We start from the raw sequence: 12,786 nt of genomic DNA, 5'->3' as shown, positions 1-12,786 counted from the left end.
AGCGGCACTGCCTGACCTGAGGATAAATTTACATACCTCATTGAAAAATAAGAAGCTGTTAATACGTGTCAGTCCTTTTCCCTGATAGGGATCCGGCCGGCTTTCACCGCGCCGCGTTTGATACCGGCCTGAGGAGCGAGGCGGTAAAGATCACCATTGGTGCCCACATAGGTTTTCCGGATACCGCATGATTTTGCAATATCTGCATGGGCCTGCAGATGTGCAGCTTCGCCATGTACAGGAATGGCAATTTCCGGCTTCACCCAGTGATACATAAGCTTAAGCTCTTCAGCACAGGGGTGACCGCTGGCGTGAACAGGAAGGGGACTGTCTTCACTGAGCAACGTACTGACTCCCATGGCTGCAAAACGGGACAGCAACCGCTCTACCGGCTTTTCGTTACCGGGTATCACTATGCTGGAAAAAATAACATGATCGCCTCTGGCCAGCTCCAGTTGCGGATGACTGTTTGTTGCCAGACGGGAGAGCGCAGCCCGGGGCTCCCCCTGGCTGCCTGTTGCCACCACCAGCACTTCTTCGGGTGGTAAGTAGCCAATATGTTCAGGATCTGCCAGCGTAATATCTTCCGGCCAGAAGCCCTGAGCCCTGGCAATGCTGACCATGTTGATGAGTGAGCGGCCAAGCAGGGCAAGGTAACGCCCGGTCCGTTGAGCAACCCGTGCAAGAGAAATCAGTCTGGCGATGTTACTGGCAAAACAGGCTACCACTACTCTGCCCTTCAATGGCTTGATGACTGATAACAAGCCATCGAAGCAATTACGTTCTGACAGTGACACGCCCGGCTTTAATGCGTTGGTGGAATCCCCCACCATGGCCAGAATGTTTTCGTCCTGCAGGGCCTGATACAGTGTGTGCTGAAAAGGCTTGCCTGACACAGGCTGCGCATCAATTTTCCAGTCAGCGGTATGAAAAATTTTACCTGCGGAGGTGTCTATCAATATGGCGTAGGGATCCGGAATGGAATGAGTGATAGCCAGCCAGCGCACGGTGAAAGGTCCAATCGTGTGGGTGCTGTTTTCCGACACTTCAATAATTGGCACCCGTCCGGCCATATTTTCCCTTGCCAGTTTGCGGCGCAGCACTTCGGCAGTAAACGGCGTAGTATAAACAGGACAACGAAACCGTTGCCAGATGTAAGGAACCGCACCGACGTGATCTTCATGAGCATGGGTTATCACCAGCCCGGCCAGTTGCTCTTTGCGGGAGGTGATAAATTCCGGATCCGGCGCGACAACGGAAAATAAGGCATCTTTTGTGACGCCCGTTTCAGCAGCCGGATACAGAGACTCATTAAAAGAGACGCCGCAATCCACCATTAACCACTGTCCGTCGTGTCCATAAAGATTCAGGTTCATGCCAATTTCACCGGTACCGCCCAGCGGAATAAACCATAAATCATCTTTTGCCGGATTAAGTGAACTGATAATCACCTCCCCATCAAGAAGTTAAAATAAAAACGGCCTGTCAATCACAGGCCGTACGTAGTCAGAACGGGCAATTATTTCACGATGGTCATTTCATCAATGAGATTGGTTGCGCCGTCTACATATTCCATTACCCACAGCATGTATCGCGCATCAACATGAATAGTACGTGTTGTACGGGGATCAAAATCCCAGTCTGAGTTAACACTTTCAAATGTACCGTCGAACAACAAGCCGACCAGCTCAGCATTGGCATTCAGCGTTGCAGAGCCTGAGTTACCGCCGGTGGAATCCAGATCGGTAAGGAAATTGACCGGCACACTGTTAATACTATCCAGCTTATAAGGTCCGTACTGCTTTTCTTCAATCAGCGACAACAATTTTGCCGGTGCATTGAAGGGACTTTCCCCGGTGTCTTTCTCTAAAATACCTTCAAGACGGGTAAACGGTTCATAGATTAAGCCGTCTTTTGGCGAGCCGCCGAGTACATTTCCATAGGTCACCCTCAGTGTACTGTTGGCATCAGGGTACGCCAGGCTACCTTTTGATTTCTGCCAGTCAATAATGGCTTGCATGTACAAAGGCTGCAAGGCAGCAGACTGTCCCTGCAGCGCTTTTGTGGCATCTTCGATTTGCATTTCAGTGTCATACAACGCCACAGCAAGACGAATGAAAGGATCTTTACTGCGCTCAAATTCACTGCGACCGGCCTTAAGCCAGTTCACCCGCATTTCAGTATCTTTCAGTGTAGTTTCACGATAAAAAGTATCCAGTACTTCATCCAGGTTTCCTTTATCAGCTGCGGCCTTCAGACCCATTGCATTATCAAAGGCTTTCACCCGGGCGTCTTCAGGCTGAGCCATGTAAAGAGAAATCATTTTTTTCCATACCGCTTTATCAACAGCGGCATCAAAGCGGCGGTCAACCCGGGTCAGGCTTTCTTCCAGCCGTGAACGGTCCCGCTCCTGAAAACCCGGTTCACGTTCAGCATCCGGTTTCTCACTTTCTATAGAATTGCGGTAAAGCTGTTTCGCCACTGACAATAACTGTGCACGGGACAAATTTTTATACCAGAAATTTTGCTTGTTATTTCTGATGCGTTCTTCCATGACGCTGTCCAGTTGAGTGATATTGTCAACCAGGGCATTTTTATCCTGCGAAGTAAGCCAGGAAGTCAGTGCTTCTTCTCTTTCAGCGCGGCGCGATACCAGTCCCACCCGCTTAGCGCCTTCAAGTTGTCCCTGAGTATTTTTCAGGAAATTATTCAGGCTGGCGAGCAAGGCATCATACTTTATCCGCGCATCACTGCCCTCTTCAGAGGCGCCCTTGATGGTATCCACCCACTGCCCCACCAAATCAAGGTATGTGGGATACAACCAGTCAAACGTATAGGAAACCAGTGAAAGTCTGGCATAACGGTTTGTCGAACCGGGATAACCTGCGGCCATCACAAAATCGCCGTCATCCAGTCCGGCTGCAGAGACCTTGAGTATTTGGGCAGGCTGATAAGGGACGTTATCTTCACTGTAGTCTGCCGGCTTTCCGTCCGGTCCCACATAAGCGCGGTAAAATGAGAAGTCCCCTGTGTGGCGGGGCCACATCCAGTTATCAATTTCACCGCCGTATTTTCCGGTGGACTCCGCCGGTGCATAGGCGATGCGTACATCGCGTATTTCCATTTGCTTGATTAATTTATATTCCAGTCCCTGGAAAAAAGCCGGCACGGAACAGCGGTAACCGGGCTCTGCTTCACATTCAGCAATAATCGCCTTGCGGTTTTGCTCGATGGCATCGTAGCGTTGCCGTCCCTGTATATCCTCACTGAGCGTGCCGGTCACCCGACTGGTCACATCGGCAAAATCCACAGTAACGAACATGCGCGTGCCGGGTGCAGCCGGCAGCTCATCTGCCAGTTCCTTTGCCAGAAAACCGTTTTCCAGATAATTGTTATCAGGTGTACTGTTGTACTGCACTGAGCCCCGGGCACAGTGATGGTTGGTAACGGCCAGACCCTGTCCGGAAACGAACGAAGCAGAGCAACCGCCAAGGGAAACAATCGCGCCCATGGGAAATCCGGTTAAGTCAGAGAGAGTTTCAGGAGAAATCTCCAGACCGGTATTTTTAAGGTCACCGGCTATTTGCGGGAGCTGTTCAGGGGTAAACATACCTTCTTTTGCCAGTGCCGGAAGCGCTGCACAGCAAATTGCCACTGACGCAGCAATGATTGTTTTTCGGGACATCTTGATTCCTTTGCTTTTTTCCATCGTTATTCTACGTCCCTAGTTTACCCGGCAGACATCAGAATGGAAATTGCAAAAGGACACTGGTTCGCGTTGAGACGCTAAAGAGTGTGAGAAAATGTGTCAGGGAAGAGCAAAAAAACGCCCTGTCATATGCAGGGCGTGACTTTATTTAATGATGCAGTTCGGCATTCAGTTGATCGATAATTTCGACCCATTCAGCATCCTCCAGCAACGCACTTCTCAAGAATGTAGCCTGTGCATCATTCCAGAAAGGTGCATCTTCAATGTGTCTGCTGTCGTTCAAACCCCGGTGTTTTTCGACAAAATTTTCAATCGCTTCGTCGCTGTTGTCCAGACCGAGTTGAGCGAACAGATCCTGCATTGTGGGTTGTTGCAATAACATGGGCTGCTCCTTTTATTCATTTCTGATACGGTTTTAACGTAAGAGGCAGCCCCTGCGATCAGCCTTTTGCAGCGAGAATTTTCTCCGCCATAACATCCGGCTCAATAATCTCGCCTTCTTCACCCGGTACCGGGCAAACCATGACCACCAGCGCGTCTTTCAACAGGCCCGGTGTCCACTTTTGCATCCAGTCCTGCAGGGAAATACGTAACGGCTCACAGTGAGACCATTCATCCGTAGCCCAGAGTGCAGCCAGCGCCTCATCAGGCCATACCGGCACACCGTCTTCTTCATCAGAAGTGAGCATCACACAACCATCGTCATCTTTTAAAATCCACACCTCGCCATTTTCAATGACGGATTCAACGGTGGCCTGAAGGCGTTTTTCAGCACTGACTTCCAGTAGAGGGTGAGATAAAGACATACATTTCCTTACAGAACCGGCAAGCGGTTATCTGACTTAAATTTTTCAGCATCCGGCTTATCATCCTGTGTTTGATATTCCGGCTTTCCATTACCCGTTGATAATGAATCTGCCATGGGATTTCTCTCCACAGTATTGCCAGACCGGACGACTGATCTTTGATGAATATAGCTGATATATTGGGTCAGACTTCTTTCCTGCAAGTCAAAAGCGTAAAGATTTGCTAACTGATTAATTAATTCACCGCGTTGGTGTTGCGGTAACACAAAGCTGGAAGCAGTTTTATCCTCCGCCATTAAGCGTTTTTCCGGTGCAAAGGCTGCTGTTAACCGGCTGGCGGGCGTTGCCACTTCACGGTGAACTAACGTGTAGCCCGCATAGCGATTTTCACCGGCGGACGCACCTGCGTTTCCGGCCGGCATGCCGGCAAATGCCTGTCGTATGGCCTGTTCCATTTTATCCGGCATAAAATCTCCTGCCACAAAGAGTCTGGCACGGCTGGCCACCAGTGTGTCAGTCACATAGTTGCGGATATCATCGCCAGTGATATTCAAAAATGAAACCACTTCCGGTTGCACTGTCCCGCGGCTTAAATTACCGGCCTCAATGCCGGTGGCTTTTTGCAAACCGGCAATTTCATAGTTCCGCCAGTGTTCGGCTTTTGTTCTTGCCAGAATGTCTTCATCAATACCGTTATAGCGTACAGCCTGTGCCAGCACATTAGCCGCTTCCACAGCTTTTTCGCCGGACGTATCCACGCTCACCTGACTGGTACGGGCGCCGCTGACCAGCCGGAGATCACCGTTAAAATCTGACAAAGCGGGATTTGCTGCCAGTACGTCGAAAACCAGCGCAGGTAATCCGGGCAAAGGTTTATCAGGATACCGGTTTGTATCAAACTGCAAATGTAAGGTGACGGCGGCTGTTGTATCCATGGGCAGCATGACCACGTTAAGGCCATTTTCCAGGGTGAACGTTATCGCGCCGTGAGCAACAGAATTGAACACTTCGCCGTTGGCAGGCTGTAGCTGTGCCGCACTGGTAACAGATGAGGAATATTTCGCCGGAACTGGTTCCGCAGAGACAGTTTCAACAGAGGCTGTTAACGCCCATGAGGTCAAACACGCGATTACCAGACCCCATATTTTCAGACAACGCATGCTTTTACTCCTTCCATGGCCGCATATTCTGTCAGTCAATACAGTATTAATAATGATTTGGTTCTCATCTGTGCTAAATCCGTCAGACACAGAGATAAACGGTAACTTTTCATCCGCCAGCCTGGCGAAAGTTTAACCGCATCCAGGTATCATAACCCAAACAGAATTAAATGCCAGATTCAGACTGGTATTACGCCAGTCTGACGATGTAAATAAAAAGGTGAGTGACCGGAAGATACCGTAATATCACACTTGAGCGGATGTGAGTAAATCGAGCAGTGCGGGTAGCCCGGGACGTTTAACCGATTTCATTGTATTAAGATAAACCGTCGCAGAGAGATCCTCAAAGGTACTGACACAACGGAGTTCCCCGGCCGGTAACAGTTTTTTTGCAACCGATTCCGGTAACAACGCAAAGCCGCCTTCTTCAGTTAGGCTGCTGGCAGCCAGCCGGAGAGAATTTGTACTGAGTCTGGCATCACGGAGCTGAGGACTGATTTGCTGTAACTTATCCCTGACTTTGCTGCCCCACTCTACAGACACATAGGTGTTCGGCGCAGGCTCATCTGCTTCAGTACCATAAGCAAACATAGCAAGGGGTTCACACAACAACTCGGTACTCAGAATTTCTTCAGACTTCAGCGGTTCTGAAGACAATGCAATGTCGATGGTTCTTTCATGAAGCTGACGGGATAAGCTGTCCAGCGTAAGCACTTCGGCTTTTACAGACCAGTCAGGAAATGCCTGATGAACTTTTCCCAGCACAGAGGTGAATCCCATTTCACTGGCCAGCTGGGTAGCGGCGCACACCACAAACTCACCGGATTCGGCTTGCAGCTCCCGTTTGGCGTCTTTTAGCGTGTCGGTCAGTTGATGCGCGAAAGGAAGGAGTTTCTCACCAGCCTGCGTCAATTGAATACTGTTGCGGTGGCGTATAAATAAAGTGGTCTGAAAATACTCTTCCAGCAATTTAATTCTGGCACTGACAGCAGATTGCGTCAGATAAAGATTCTCTGCGGCTTTACCAAAATGCCGGGTCTTAACAACTTCAAGAAAGGTAGATAAAAAGCGGATATCCATAGATGCTACACAGCGAGTCACGTTACAGGGTATACGGTCTCACAGCTTTCTATGGTTGTAAAACAAAAATGTACACAACGCATCAGAAAACTGATGCGTTGCTCAGATAACATTAATCGCGTGTTATCAGTAACTTTCCTGGTGAAGCCTTCGCTGTTTTTCGCGACGCTGAACGTCACGCTTTTGCTTAGTTTTCACCTGATGACGACGGTCCTGGCTTTTTTTGCCGTGAAGGTCACCATCTTCTACCGAGTCCCATTCTTCACGCTGGTAACGATAGTCTTTACTCATTGCAGTCTCATAGTTATTGCCACATCTCCATTATCAGTGTGCTGACAAAAATGGGAAACAAAAATTAATCATCGTGACGATGAATAATTTCACTGAACAAAAATCAACCACCCTCTGTTCATGAGCTACCTCACTAGTGTAGCGTTAAAGGTCTGATTTCCCCGTTGAGCCCGTTTCCCGGACTGCTCACGGTGCTTGTCGTCCTGACAAAAGCACATTCAAAATTATTTATCTTAAAGGTAAAAAAAATTTGTTTCCCATGATGTTTTTATTGATTTAAAAGTCTGCTGAGTTTACTCCTTTTCGAGACTTCGCCATGAAAACGTTTGATATCCGACCAGCTCCAAAGCCCTTCATCGACAGGGTAAAATTTCCGTACGGTTTTAAAAAATCCGGAGACTTCAGTATTCCTGAGGCCGACTTGCTGACCCGTTACGGTAAAACTTTGTGTGATCTGGAATCAGGCACAATACAACCTGAATCCGATGATGAAAAACACTTTGTCGCTTTCATTTCCGGTACTGTTCCGGCTGAGAACGGACTGGAAAAAGCGTGGCAAAAGTACGTACACCTTGCCCGTGGAAAACGTAACTTCTACACGTTACACAGTTCGGCCAGCAACGCGGCCGAATTTGATGATGACTACTCAGACGAAACATTCGACGTCGCCTGATTCATCTTCACAGCCATCTTTATGAACCTGCCCGGTTTCTTTCACGGAACCGGTCAGGTTTTGCCGTTTTATTCACGCCTTAACTTTTTACTTTTTCCCGCAGCTTTTTGTGATCTTTTTAGATTGCCTGTACGAAACAGCATGTATACCCGTGCAATCTCAGTACTTGTAAGACTGAGATTTCACTGCGCTTATGGTTTAAGCAGGCAAAAAGGACAAAAAGATGATTGCTTTTAATACCCTGACAAAATTCGGAATTCATGCCACTGACGGCGATATTGGTCAGTGCAAAGATGTTTTGTTTGATGATCAGGATTTCGTTATCCGGTATTTTGTGGCCGACACACACAAGTGGCTGCCCCTTGGCCGCAAAGTAGTACTCTCCCCCATTTCACTTACTGAGGTGAATGACACAGAAGAAAAACTTTATGTGTCTATGACCAAAGATGCTTTGAAAGAAAGTCCATCCATCGACGACCACAAACCGTTATCGCGGGAATATGAAGAAATCTTGTTTAAATATTTCGGTTACGGCTATTACTGGACGGGTCCGGGTGCCTGGGGCGACTTCTCACATCCTACAGAGCTTGTTGATCAGCAAAGTATGCAGGACGACATGGACAGCCTGGAAAGCAAGCCTGAAAATCACTTGCGGTCCTGCGACGAAGTAAACGGGTACGATATCAGTGCACAGGGCGAGGACACAGGTCACGTATGTGATTTTGTCATCGACAAACGCAACTGGGCCATTCAGCTTTTCATTATTGATACACGAAACTGGCTGCCCGGCGGGAAAAAAATTGCGCTCGCACCCGCGCTGATAAAAGACATCGACTGGTCGACGCATAAGATTCATGTGAACGTCAGTCACGATGACCTGATGGCATTACCGGAAGTGGATGATGACCGCCTTGATGACGCCGACTACCTTGCGTCTCTGGCAAGTAAACCTTTAATGACAGATCGAAATTAATAAAGGCGGCAGCCGCCGCCTTTATTCAATAAGAACCGGAGATGTCACTCTGCAGCACAGAAGAAACCATAAAGCAGGCCTATAGTCTGCTTCACTCTGTCGTCAGCAAGACTATAGTAAATTGTCTGCCCGTCACGACGGGTGGCCACCATGTTGGCCTCACGTAAAAGTGCCAGATGTTGAGAAAGTACCGGCTGAGTTACCGGAATCCGGGTAAGTAAATCAGATACAGAAAATTCATCATTTAGCAGAGAACACAACACCATTAGGCGGGTTTTGTTCGCTAATTGCTTTAAATATCGCTCTGCCTCGGAGGCATGGGATAACAATTCTTCTGTGTCAATGTTATTTGCAGTCGCTGTCATTAGTAGTACTTCTTTATTATTTATTTGTGGGTATTAAAGCGTAAATGATTCTCACTTATCAACAATGTTCATCGTAAATAACATGCGTTCCAAGGTATTACCACTGTTTATTTACCGCAAGCTATATTACATTTAGCTTATATTGTGAATTTTATCACTATCGGGGGGCATGACTGTCATGACCCGACCATTTCCGGAGAATAACCATGCTGAAGACGATTCAGGAACGCATTGCTTCTATCACCCTGCCCTTACGAATTATCAATGCTCAAGAGGCAGCGTCGGAATGCGCCGGCAACGATGGCGTATTGATTGACGTTCGTGAGCCGGGTGAATGTCAGAACCAACCGTCTGAAAGCGCTATCAATTTCCCCAGGGGGATATTAGAGATGAAGATGGCCGAAAAGTTCCCTGACGCCGGCAAACCGGTTTATTTACATTGCGCATCAGGGGTCCGTGCCAAACTGGCTGCAGAACAACTTGCATTGATGGGATACGAAAATGTCTCTGTGATCACCTGTCCTGTTATAGATATTTGTAAACACTTCCCTGAATGACGGACCTGCGCAACCGGTTGATAAGGTTTTATGCTTTCGTGTTTTACCAGCGTGTGCTCTGAGGTAAACTGATTATCAGAAACAGAAGCAAAGTTACCTTAGTGGTTGATTAAAGACAGACACGGAAAATTATGTTGAAAGCAACGTTAGAGCAGTGGCGGATGTTTAAAGCCGTCGTGGATGCAGGTGGCTTTAATCAGGCAGCTCAGCTGGTACATAAAAGTCAGTCGAGTGTGCATCACGCCGTTCAAAAACTTGAAACAGCCCTTGGCATTACTTTATTTGAAAATGACGGGCGAAAAGTTAAATTAACAGAGGCCGGTGACTTAATGCTGCGCCGTGCTAATTTTCTCCTTGATGAAGCGCACAAACTGGAAGCCGTTGCGACGAACCTGCAAAGTGGCACAGAGACGCAATTACGCATTGCTGTTGATATTATTTTCCCGCCTACGCTTTTATATAATGTTTTAAATAAAGTCTCTCAGGAATATCCCCTTTTACGGATAGAGCTGATGGAAACCGTACTTAACGGTGCAAATTCATTATTAAAAGCTGCTGAAGTGGATATTGCTATTTCACCTTTTGCAGTTAAAAACGGTTTCAGCGAAGATTTATGCGAAATTGAATTTGTTGCCGTTGCCCACCCGGACCATCCGCTGCATCAGCTTGAACGTGCTTTGACCGTAGAAGATTTGAAATCTCACCGTCAGATAGTGGTGCGGGATTCGTCTGCAGAACGCAAAGCCGAATCCGGCTGGCTGGGTGCCGACCAACGCTGGACAGTAAGCCACGTACGTACATCAATCGACATTATATGCAAAGGTCTGGGTTTCGCATGGCTGCCACTGGCTATTATCAAGCCACAGCTGAATCAGGGGCTGTTGAAACCACTTCCGATGGAGACCAGCGGTATACGTAAAGGCCTGTTGTATCTTTGTTTTGAAGACGGAGACCGTCTCGGACCCGCTGCCCGTGCTTTTATTGGCGAACTGCGCTATCAGTCAATGAATCTTCCCACAGCAGAAGCGGAAGGCTTTTTAATTCGTTAAACAGCACGCAAATCGGGCGCAAAAGTTGCCCCAAAAAGCGTAAGCAGGTATAACAAACAGGTCCCGTATAAAATAATAACAAAGGAGGGACCCGTGCCACATACCATCATTTATTGTTATTCCGGAACCTCAGGGTCTGCACCTGAGATTCAGCCTTCCAAAGCGGATACCACAATCAATGCCGCATAGAGTCGAAATTCAACATAATAAAGCCAGCTTGCGCAAGCGCTTGCTGGCAGGCTCCACAGGCTTATCAATGCTGCTGATAGGCGTATTGTGCTACCTCGGCCATGGTATTCTGATTGAGCTTGAAACCGATTTTGAAAAACAGTATTTCGACAGCCAGATGCCATTTATCAGCACCCTTGCCAGTCAGCCGGCCATCAACAAAAAACTCATGCCTGATGCGGTAATGATGGTGAAGCGGGGTCCGGTAATCTTGTATCAAAAGCCCGGCATAGCTGACCTTCCTGACACACTGACGGCAAACTCAGACGAGCCGGTCACAGAATTTAATAACCTGCGTCTGTATATCCGTGAACTGCCTTCAACCGCAGATGAAGCTCCGTTAACCGTTATCTGGCGCACAAAAGATCTCACTGAGATATCCTCACAGATAGTCAACACCCTTTCTGTCGCCGGCTTTATTACGTTTTGGGTTGCAGTGTGGGCTGCTCTGCTGATGTCCGCCTTCATTGCCCGCCGCTTTGAGCAGGCTAATAACACGCTGGAGCGACTGGCTCTTGAGGACGCATTGACCAAACTTCCCAACCGCAATGCACTGCTGTCCGGTGATACCTTCAATTCAACCCATGGCGCGTTGTTTTTTCTTGATCTCGACCGCTTCAGAGAAATAAATGATGCGCTCGGACACGCGATGGGTGACAGAATGTTGTTTGCTTTTTCACAACGGTTAAAAAATATTGCCGGAAAAGGCGTCAAGGTATATCGCTACCGCAGTGATGAATTTGTTATCTGGCACCCTGATCTGCCGGCAGACGATGTACTCAGCCGCGCGTTTACCCTGCTGTACGATTGCCGCGAGCCGTTATTTATCGGAAACAGTGCATTTGAGGTCAGTTGCAGTATTGGTGTTGCCTGCTTCCCTGAGCATGGTCATCACCCCGAAATGCTGATCAGGAACGCAGAGAACGCCATGCACAGGGCCAAGAAATTACGTCTTGGCGTGCAAATTTATAATGAGAGACTGGCATATAACAGCACCATTAAAGTGACGTTGCGCAGTCAGCTTCGCTCTGCATTGCACAATAAAGAATTTGTTCTGCATTATCAGCCCAAAGTAGAAATTGGCAGTGGCAGGCTGGCAGGCGCCGAAGCCATTGTGCGGTGGCAGCACCCTGAAGAAGGACTACTGCAACCCTCGTTATTCATTGATTTGGTCGAACAGAGCGGAATTATTCATGCTTTTACCCGCTACACGGTGGAAATGGCGGTCAATCAGATCAAAACCTGGTCATCCTACGGGTTTGAATTACCTGTTTCTGTCAATCTGTCTGCTTATAATTTAATGGACAGCGCATTTATCCCCTTTGTCCGTAGTTTGCTGGAAAAGTCAGGTATTAAACCGGCCTTACTGGAATTTGAACTCACTGAAAGCGCCACGATGGTGGACATCGCGGTAAGTCGCCGTGTACTGTCAGATTTCAGAGAAATGGGTATTGCCACATCGATTGACGATTTTGGTACCGGCATGAGTTCATTTGCCTACTTGCGGGAACTGGATATTCATACTGTCAAACTTGACCAGTCATTTATTCGTGGTCTGGCTGAAGGAAACCGTGACGCAAAAATAGTGGAAGGGATTGTGTCTTTATGCCGTAACCTGGGGATCGACGTGATTGCCGAGGGCGTGGAAACACAGCAACAAGCCAGCCTGCTGACCCGGCTGGACTGTCACATCGCACAAGGCTATCTTTACGGCAAACCCATGCCGGCAAAAGACATCCTTTCTGTGATGCAGGACGGTACTTCCCTGACATCACCGCAAAGCCGCATTCACACCGGCGGTCACTGAATTTATAATTATAAAATAAAGCGTGATCTTAATCCGCAGACACCCTGTAATACGTACATTGCGACAATAATTTTTACTAAAGGACTAA

General features: G+C 48.0%; 13 protein-coding genes. 5 read left to right on the top strand and 8 right to left on the bottom strand.

The features are described 5' to 3' along the window. Nucleotides 1–68 precede the first annotated feature (68 nt). The 7 genes from AC4PME_RS14075 to AC4PME_RS14045 all read right to left on the bottom strand — a co-directional run bounded on the left by AC4PME_RS14075 (nt 69) and on the right by AC4PME_RS14045 (nt 7,046). The gene (locus AC4PME_RS14075; RefSeq protein WP_491045723.1) at nt 69–1,376 is read right to left on the bottom strand and encodes a ribonuclease J; all 1,308 of its coding nucleotides are present in this window, start codon (nt 1,374–1,376) and stop codon (nt 69–71) included. A gap of 143 nt (nt 1,377–1,519) precedes the next feature. Then, nucleotides 1,520–3,685, bottom strand: coding sequence for a S46 family peptidase (locus tag AC4PME_RS14070; protein ID WP_491045707.1), 2,166 nt, complete (start codon nt 3,683–3,685; stop codon nt 1,520–1,522). Nucleotides 3,686–3,857: 172 nt separating this feature from the next. Continuing rightward, nucleotides 3,858–4,091 carry a DUF2789 family protein gene (locus AC4PME_RS14065; protein ID WP_119500991.1) on the bottom strand — a complete coding sequence of 78 codons (234 nt, stop codon included), beginning with the start codon at nt 4,089–4,091 and terminating at the stop codon, nt 3,858–3,860. 58 nt (nt 4,092–4,149) lie between these two features. Further along, nucleotides 4,150–4,515, bottom strand: coding sequence for a DUF2750 domain-containing protein (locus tag AC4PME_RS14060; RefSeq protein WP_303574529.1), 366 nt, complete (start codon nt 4,513–4,515; stop codon nt 4,150–4,152). A gap of 8 nt (nt 4,516–4,523) precedes the next feature. Further along, on the bottom strand, nt 4,524–5,675 hold the full coding sequence (locus AC4PME_RS14055) for a peptidase M16 family protein (RefSeq protein WP_491045706.1): 1,152 nt from the start codon (nt 5,673–5,675) through the stop codon (nt 4,524–4,526). Between the two features lie 246 nt (nt 5,676–5,921). Continuing rightward, the gene (locus AC4PME_RS14050; protein WP_491045705.1) at nt 5,922–6,755 is read right to left on the bottom strand and encodes a LysR family transcriptional regulator; all 834 of its coding nucleotides are present in this window, start codon (nt 6,753–6,755) and stop codon (nt 5,922–5,924) included. A gap of 126 nt (nt 6,756–6,881) precedes the next feature. Then, a complete protein-coding gene (locus AC4PME_RS14045; protein ID WP_474845595.1) occupies nt 6,882–7,046 on the bottom strand; it encodes a hypothetical protein in 165 nt (54 codons plus the stop codon). A gap of 316 nt (nt 7,047–7,362) precedes the next feature. On the opposite strand from AC4PME_RS14045, the gene AC4PME_RS14040 reads away from it, so the two are divergent. After that, nucleotides 7,363–7,719 carry a MaoP family protein gene (locus AC4PME_RS14040; protein ID WP_491045704.1) on the top strand — a complete coding sequence of 119 codons (357 nt, stop codon included), beginning with the start codon at nt 7,363–7,365 and terminating at the stop codon, nt 7,717–7,719. A 223-nt stretch (nt 7,720–7,942) separates the two neighbouring features. Next, nucleotides 7,943–8,692 (top strand): PRC-barrel domain containing protein, encoded by a 750-nt coding sequence (locus AC4PME_RS14035; protein ID WP_491045703.1) that lies wholly within the window; start codon nt 7,943–7,945, stop codon nt 8,690–8,692. A gap of 44 nt (nt 8,693–8,736) precedes the next feature. On the opposite strand, the gene AC4PME_RS14030 is transcribed toward AC4PME_RS14035, so the two are convergent. Next, nucleotides 8,737–9,057 carry an ArsR/SmtB family transcription factor gene (locus tag AC4PME_RS14030; RefSeq protein ID WP_119500985.1) on the bottom strand — a complete coding sequence of 107 codons (321 nt, stop codon included), beginning with the start codon at nt 9,055–9,057 and terminating at the stop codon, nt 8,737–8,739. A gap of 206 nt (nt 9,058–9,263) precedes the next feature. Here AC4PME_RS14030 and AC4PME_RS14025 point away from each other — a divergent pair, with 206 nt between their 5' ends. From AC4PME_RS14025 to AC4PME_RS14015, 3 genes are all read left to right on the top strand, one after another. After that, the gene (locus tag AC4PME_RS14025; protein ID WP_491045702.1) at nt 9,264–9,614 is read left to right on the top strand and encodes a rhodanese-like domain-containing protein; all 351 of its coding nucleotides are present in this window, start codon (nt 9,264–9,266) and stop codon (nt 9,612–9,614) included. Nucleotides 9,615–9,745: 131 nt separating this feature from the next. Next, entirely contained in the window at nt 9,746–10,663 is a 918-nt protein-coding gene (locus tag AC4PME_RS14020) for a LysR family transcriptional regulator (RefSeq protein ID WP_119500983.1), read from the top strand. A 178-nt stretch (nt 10,664–10,841) separates the two neighbouring features. Further along, nucleotides 10,842–12,698: a putative bifunctional diguanylate cyclase/phosphodiesterase gene (locus AC4PME_RS14015; RefSeq protein WP_491045701.1), complete on the top strand. Its 1,857-nt coding sequence runs from the start codon at nt 10,842–10,844 to the stop codon at nt 12,696–12,698. The last annotated feature ends 88 nt before the right edge of the window (nt 12,699–12,786 follow it).

This window comes from Alteromonas sp. (assembly GCF_984505615.1).
The sequence above is the reverse complement of the archived record's forward strand: the minus strand, read 5'-3'. Positions and strand labels throughout refer to the sequence as shown.

Coding starts and splice junctions, on each gene's coding strand:
- AC4PME_RS14075 (WP_491045723.1), bottom strand. CDS start 1,376: ATGAACCTGAATCTTTATGGACACGACGGACAGTGGTTAATGGTGGAT.
- AC4PME_RS14070 (WP_491045707.1), bottom strand. CDS start 3,685: ATGTCCCGAAAAACAATCATTGCTGCGTCAGTGGCAATTTGCTGTGCA.
- AC4PME_RS14065 (WP_119500991.1), bottom strand. CDS start 4,091: ATGTTATTGCAACAACCCACAATGCAGGATCTGTTCGCTCAACTCGGT.
- AC4PME_RS14060 (WP_303574529.1), bottom strand. CDS start 4,515: ATGTCTTTATCTCACCCTCTACTGGAAGTCAGTGCTGAAAAACGCCTT.
- AC4PME_RS14055 (WP_491045706.1), bottom strand. CDS start 5,675: ATGCGTTGTCTGAAAATATGGGGTCTGGTAATCGCGTGTTTGACCTCA.
- AC4PME_RS14050 (WP_491045705.1), bottom strand. CDS start 6,755: ATGGATATCCGCTTTTTATCTACCTTTCTTGAAGTTGTTAAGACCCGG.
- AC4PME_RS14045 (WP_474845595.1), bottom strand. CDS start 7,046: ATGAGTAAAGACTATCGTTACCAGCGTGAAGAATGGGACTCGGTAGAA.
- AC4PME_RS14040 (WP_491045704.1), top strand. CDS start 7,363: ATGAAAACGTTTGATATCCGACCAGCTCCAAAGCCCTTCATCGACAGG.
- AC4PME_RS14035 (WP_491045703.1), top strand. CDS start 7,943: ATGATTGCTTTTAATACCCTGACAAAATTCGGAATTCATGCCACTGAC.
- AC4PME_RS14030 (WP_119500985.1), bottom strand. CDS start 9,057: ATGACAGCGACTGCAAATAACATTGACACAGAAGAATTGTTATCCCAT.
- AC4PME_RS14025 (WP_491045702.1), top strand. CDS start 9,264: ATGCTGAAGACGATTCAGGAACGCATTGCTTCTATCACCCTGCCCTTA.
- AC4PME_RS14020 (WP_119500983.1), top strand. CDS start 9,746: ATGTTGAAAGCAACGTTAGAGCAGTGGCGGATGTTTAAAGCCGTCGTG.
- AC4PME_RS14015 (WP_491045701.1), top strand. CDS start 10,842: ATGCCGCATAGAGTCGAAATTCAACATAATAAAGCCAGCTTGCGCAAG.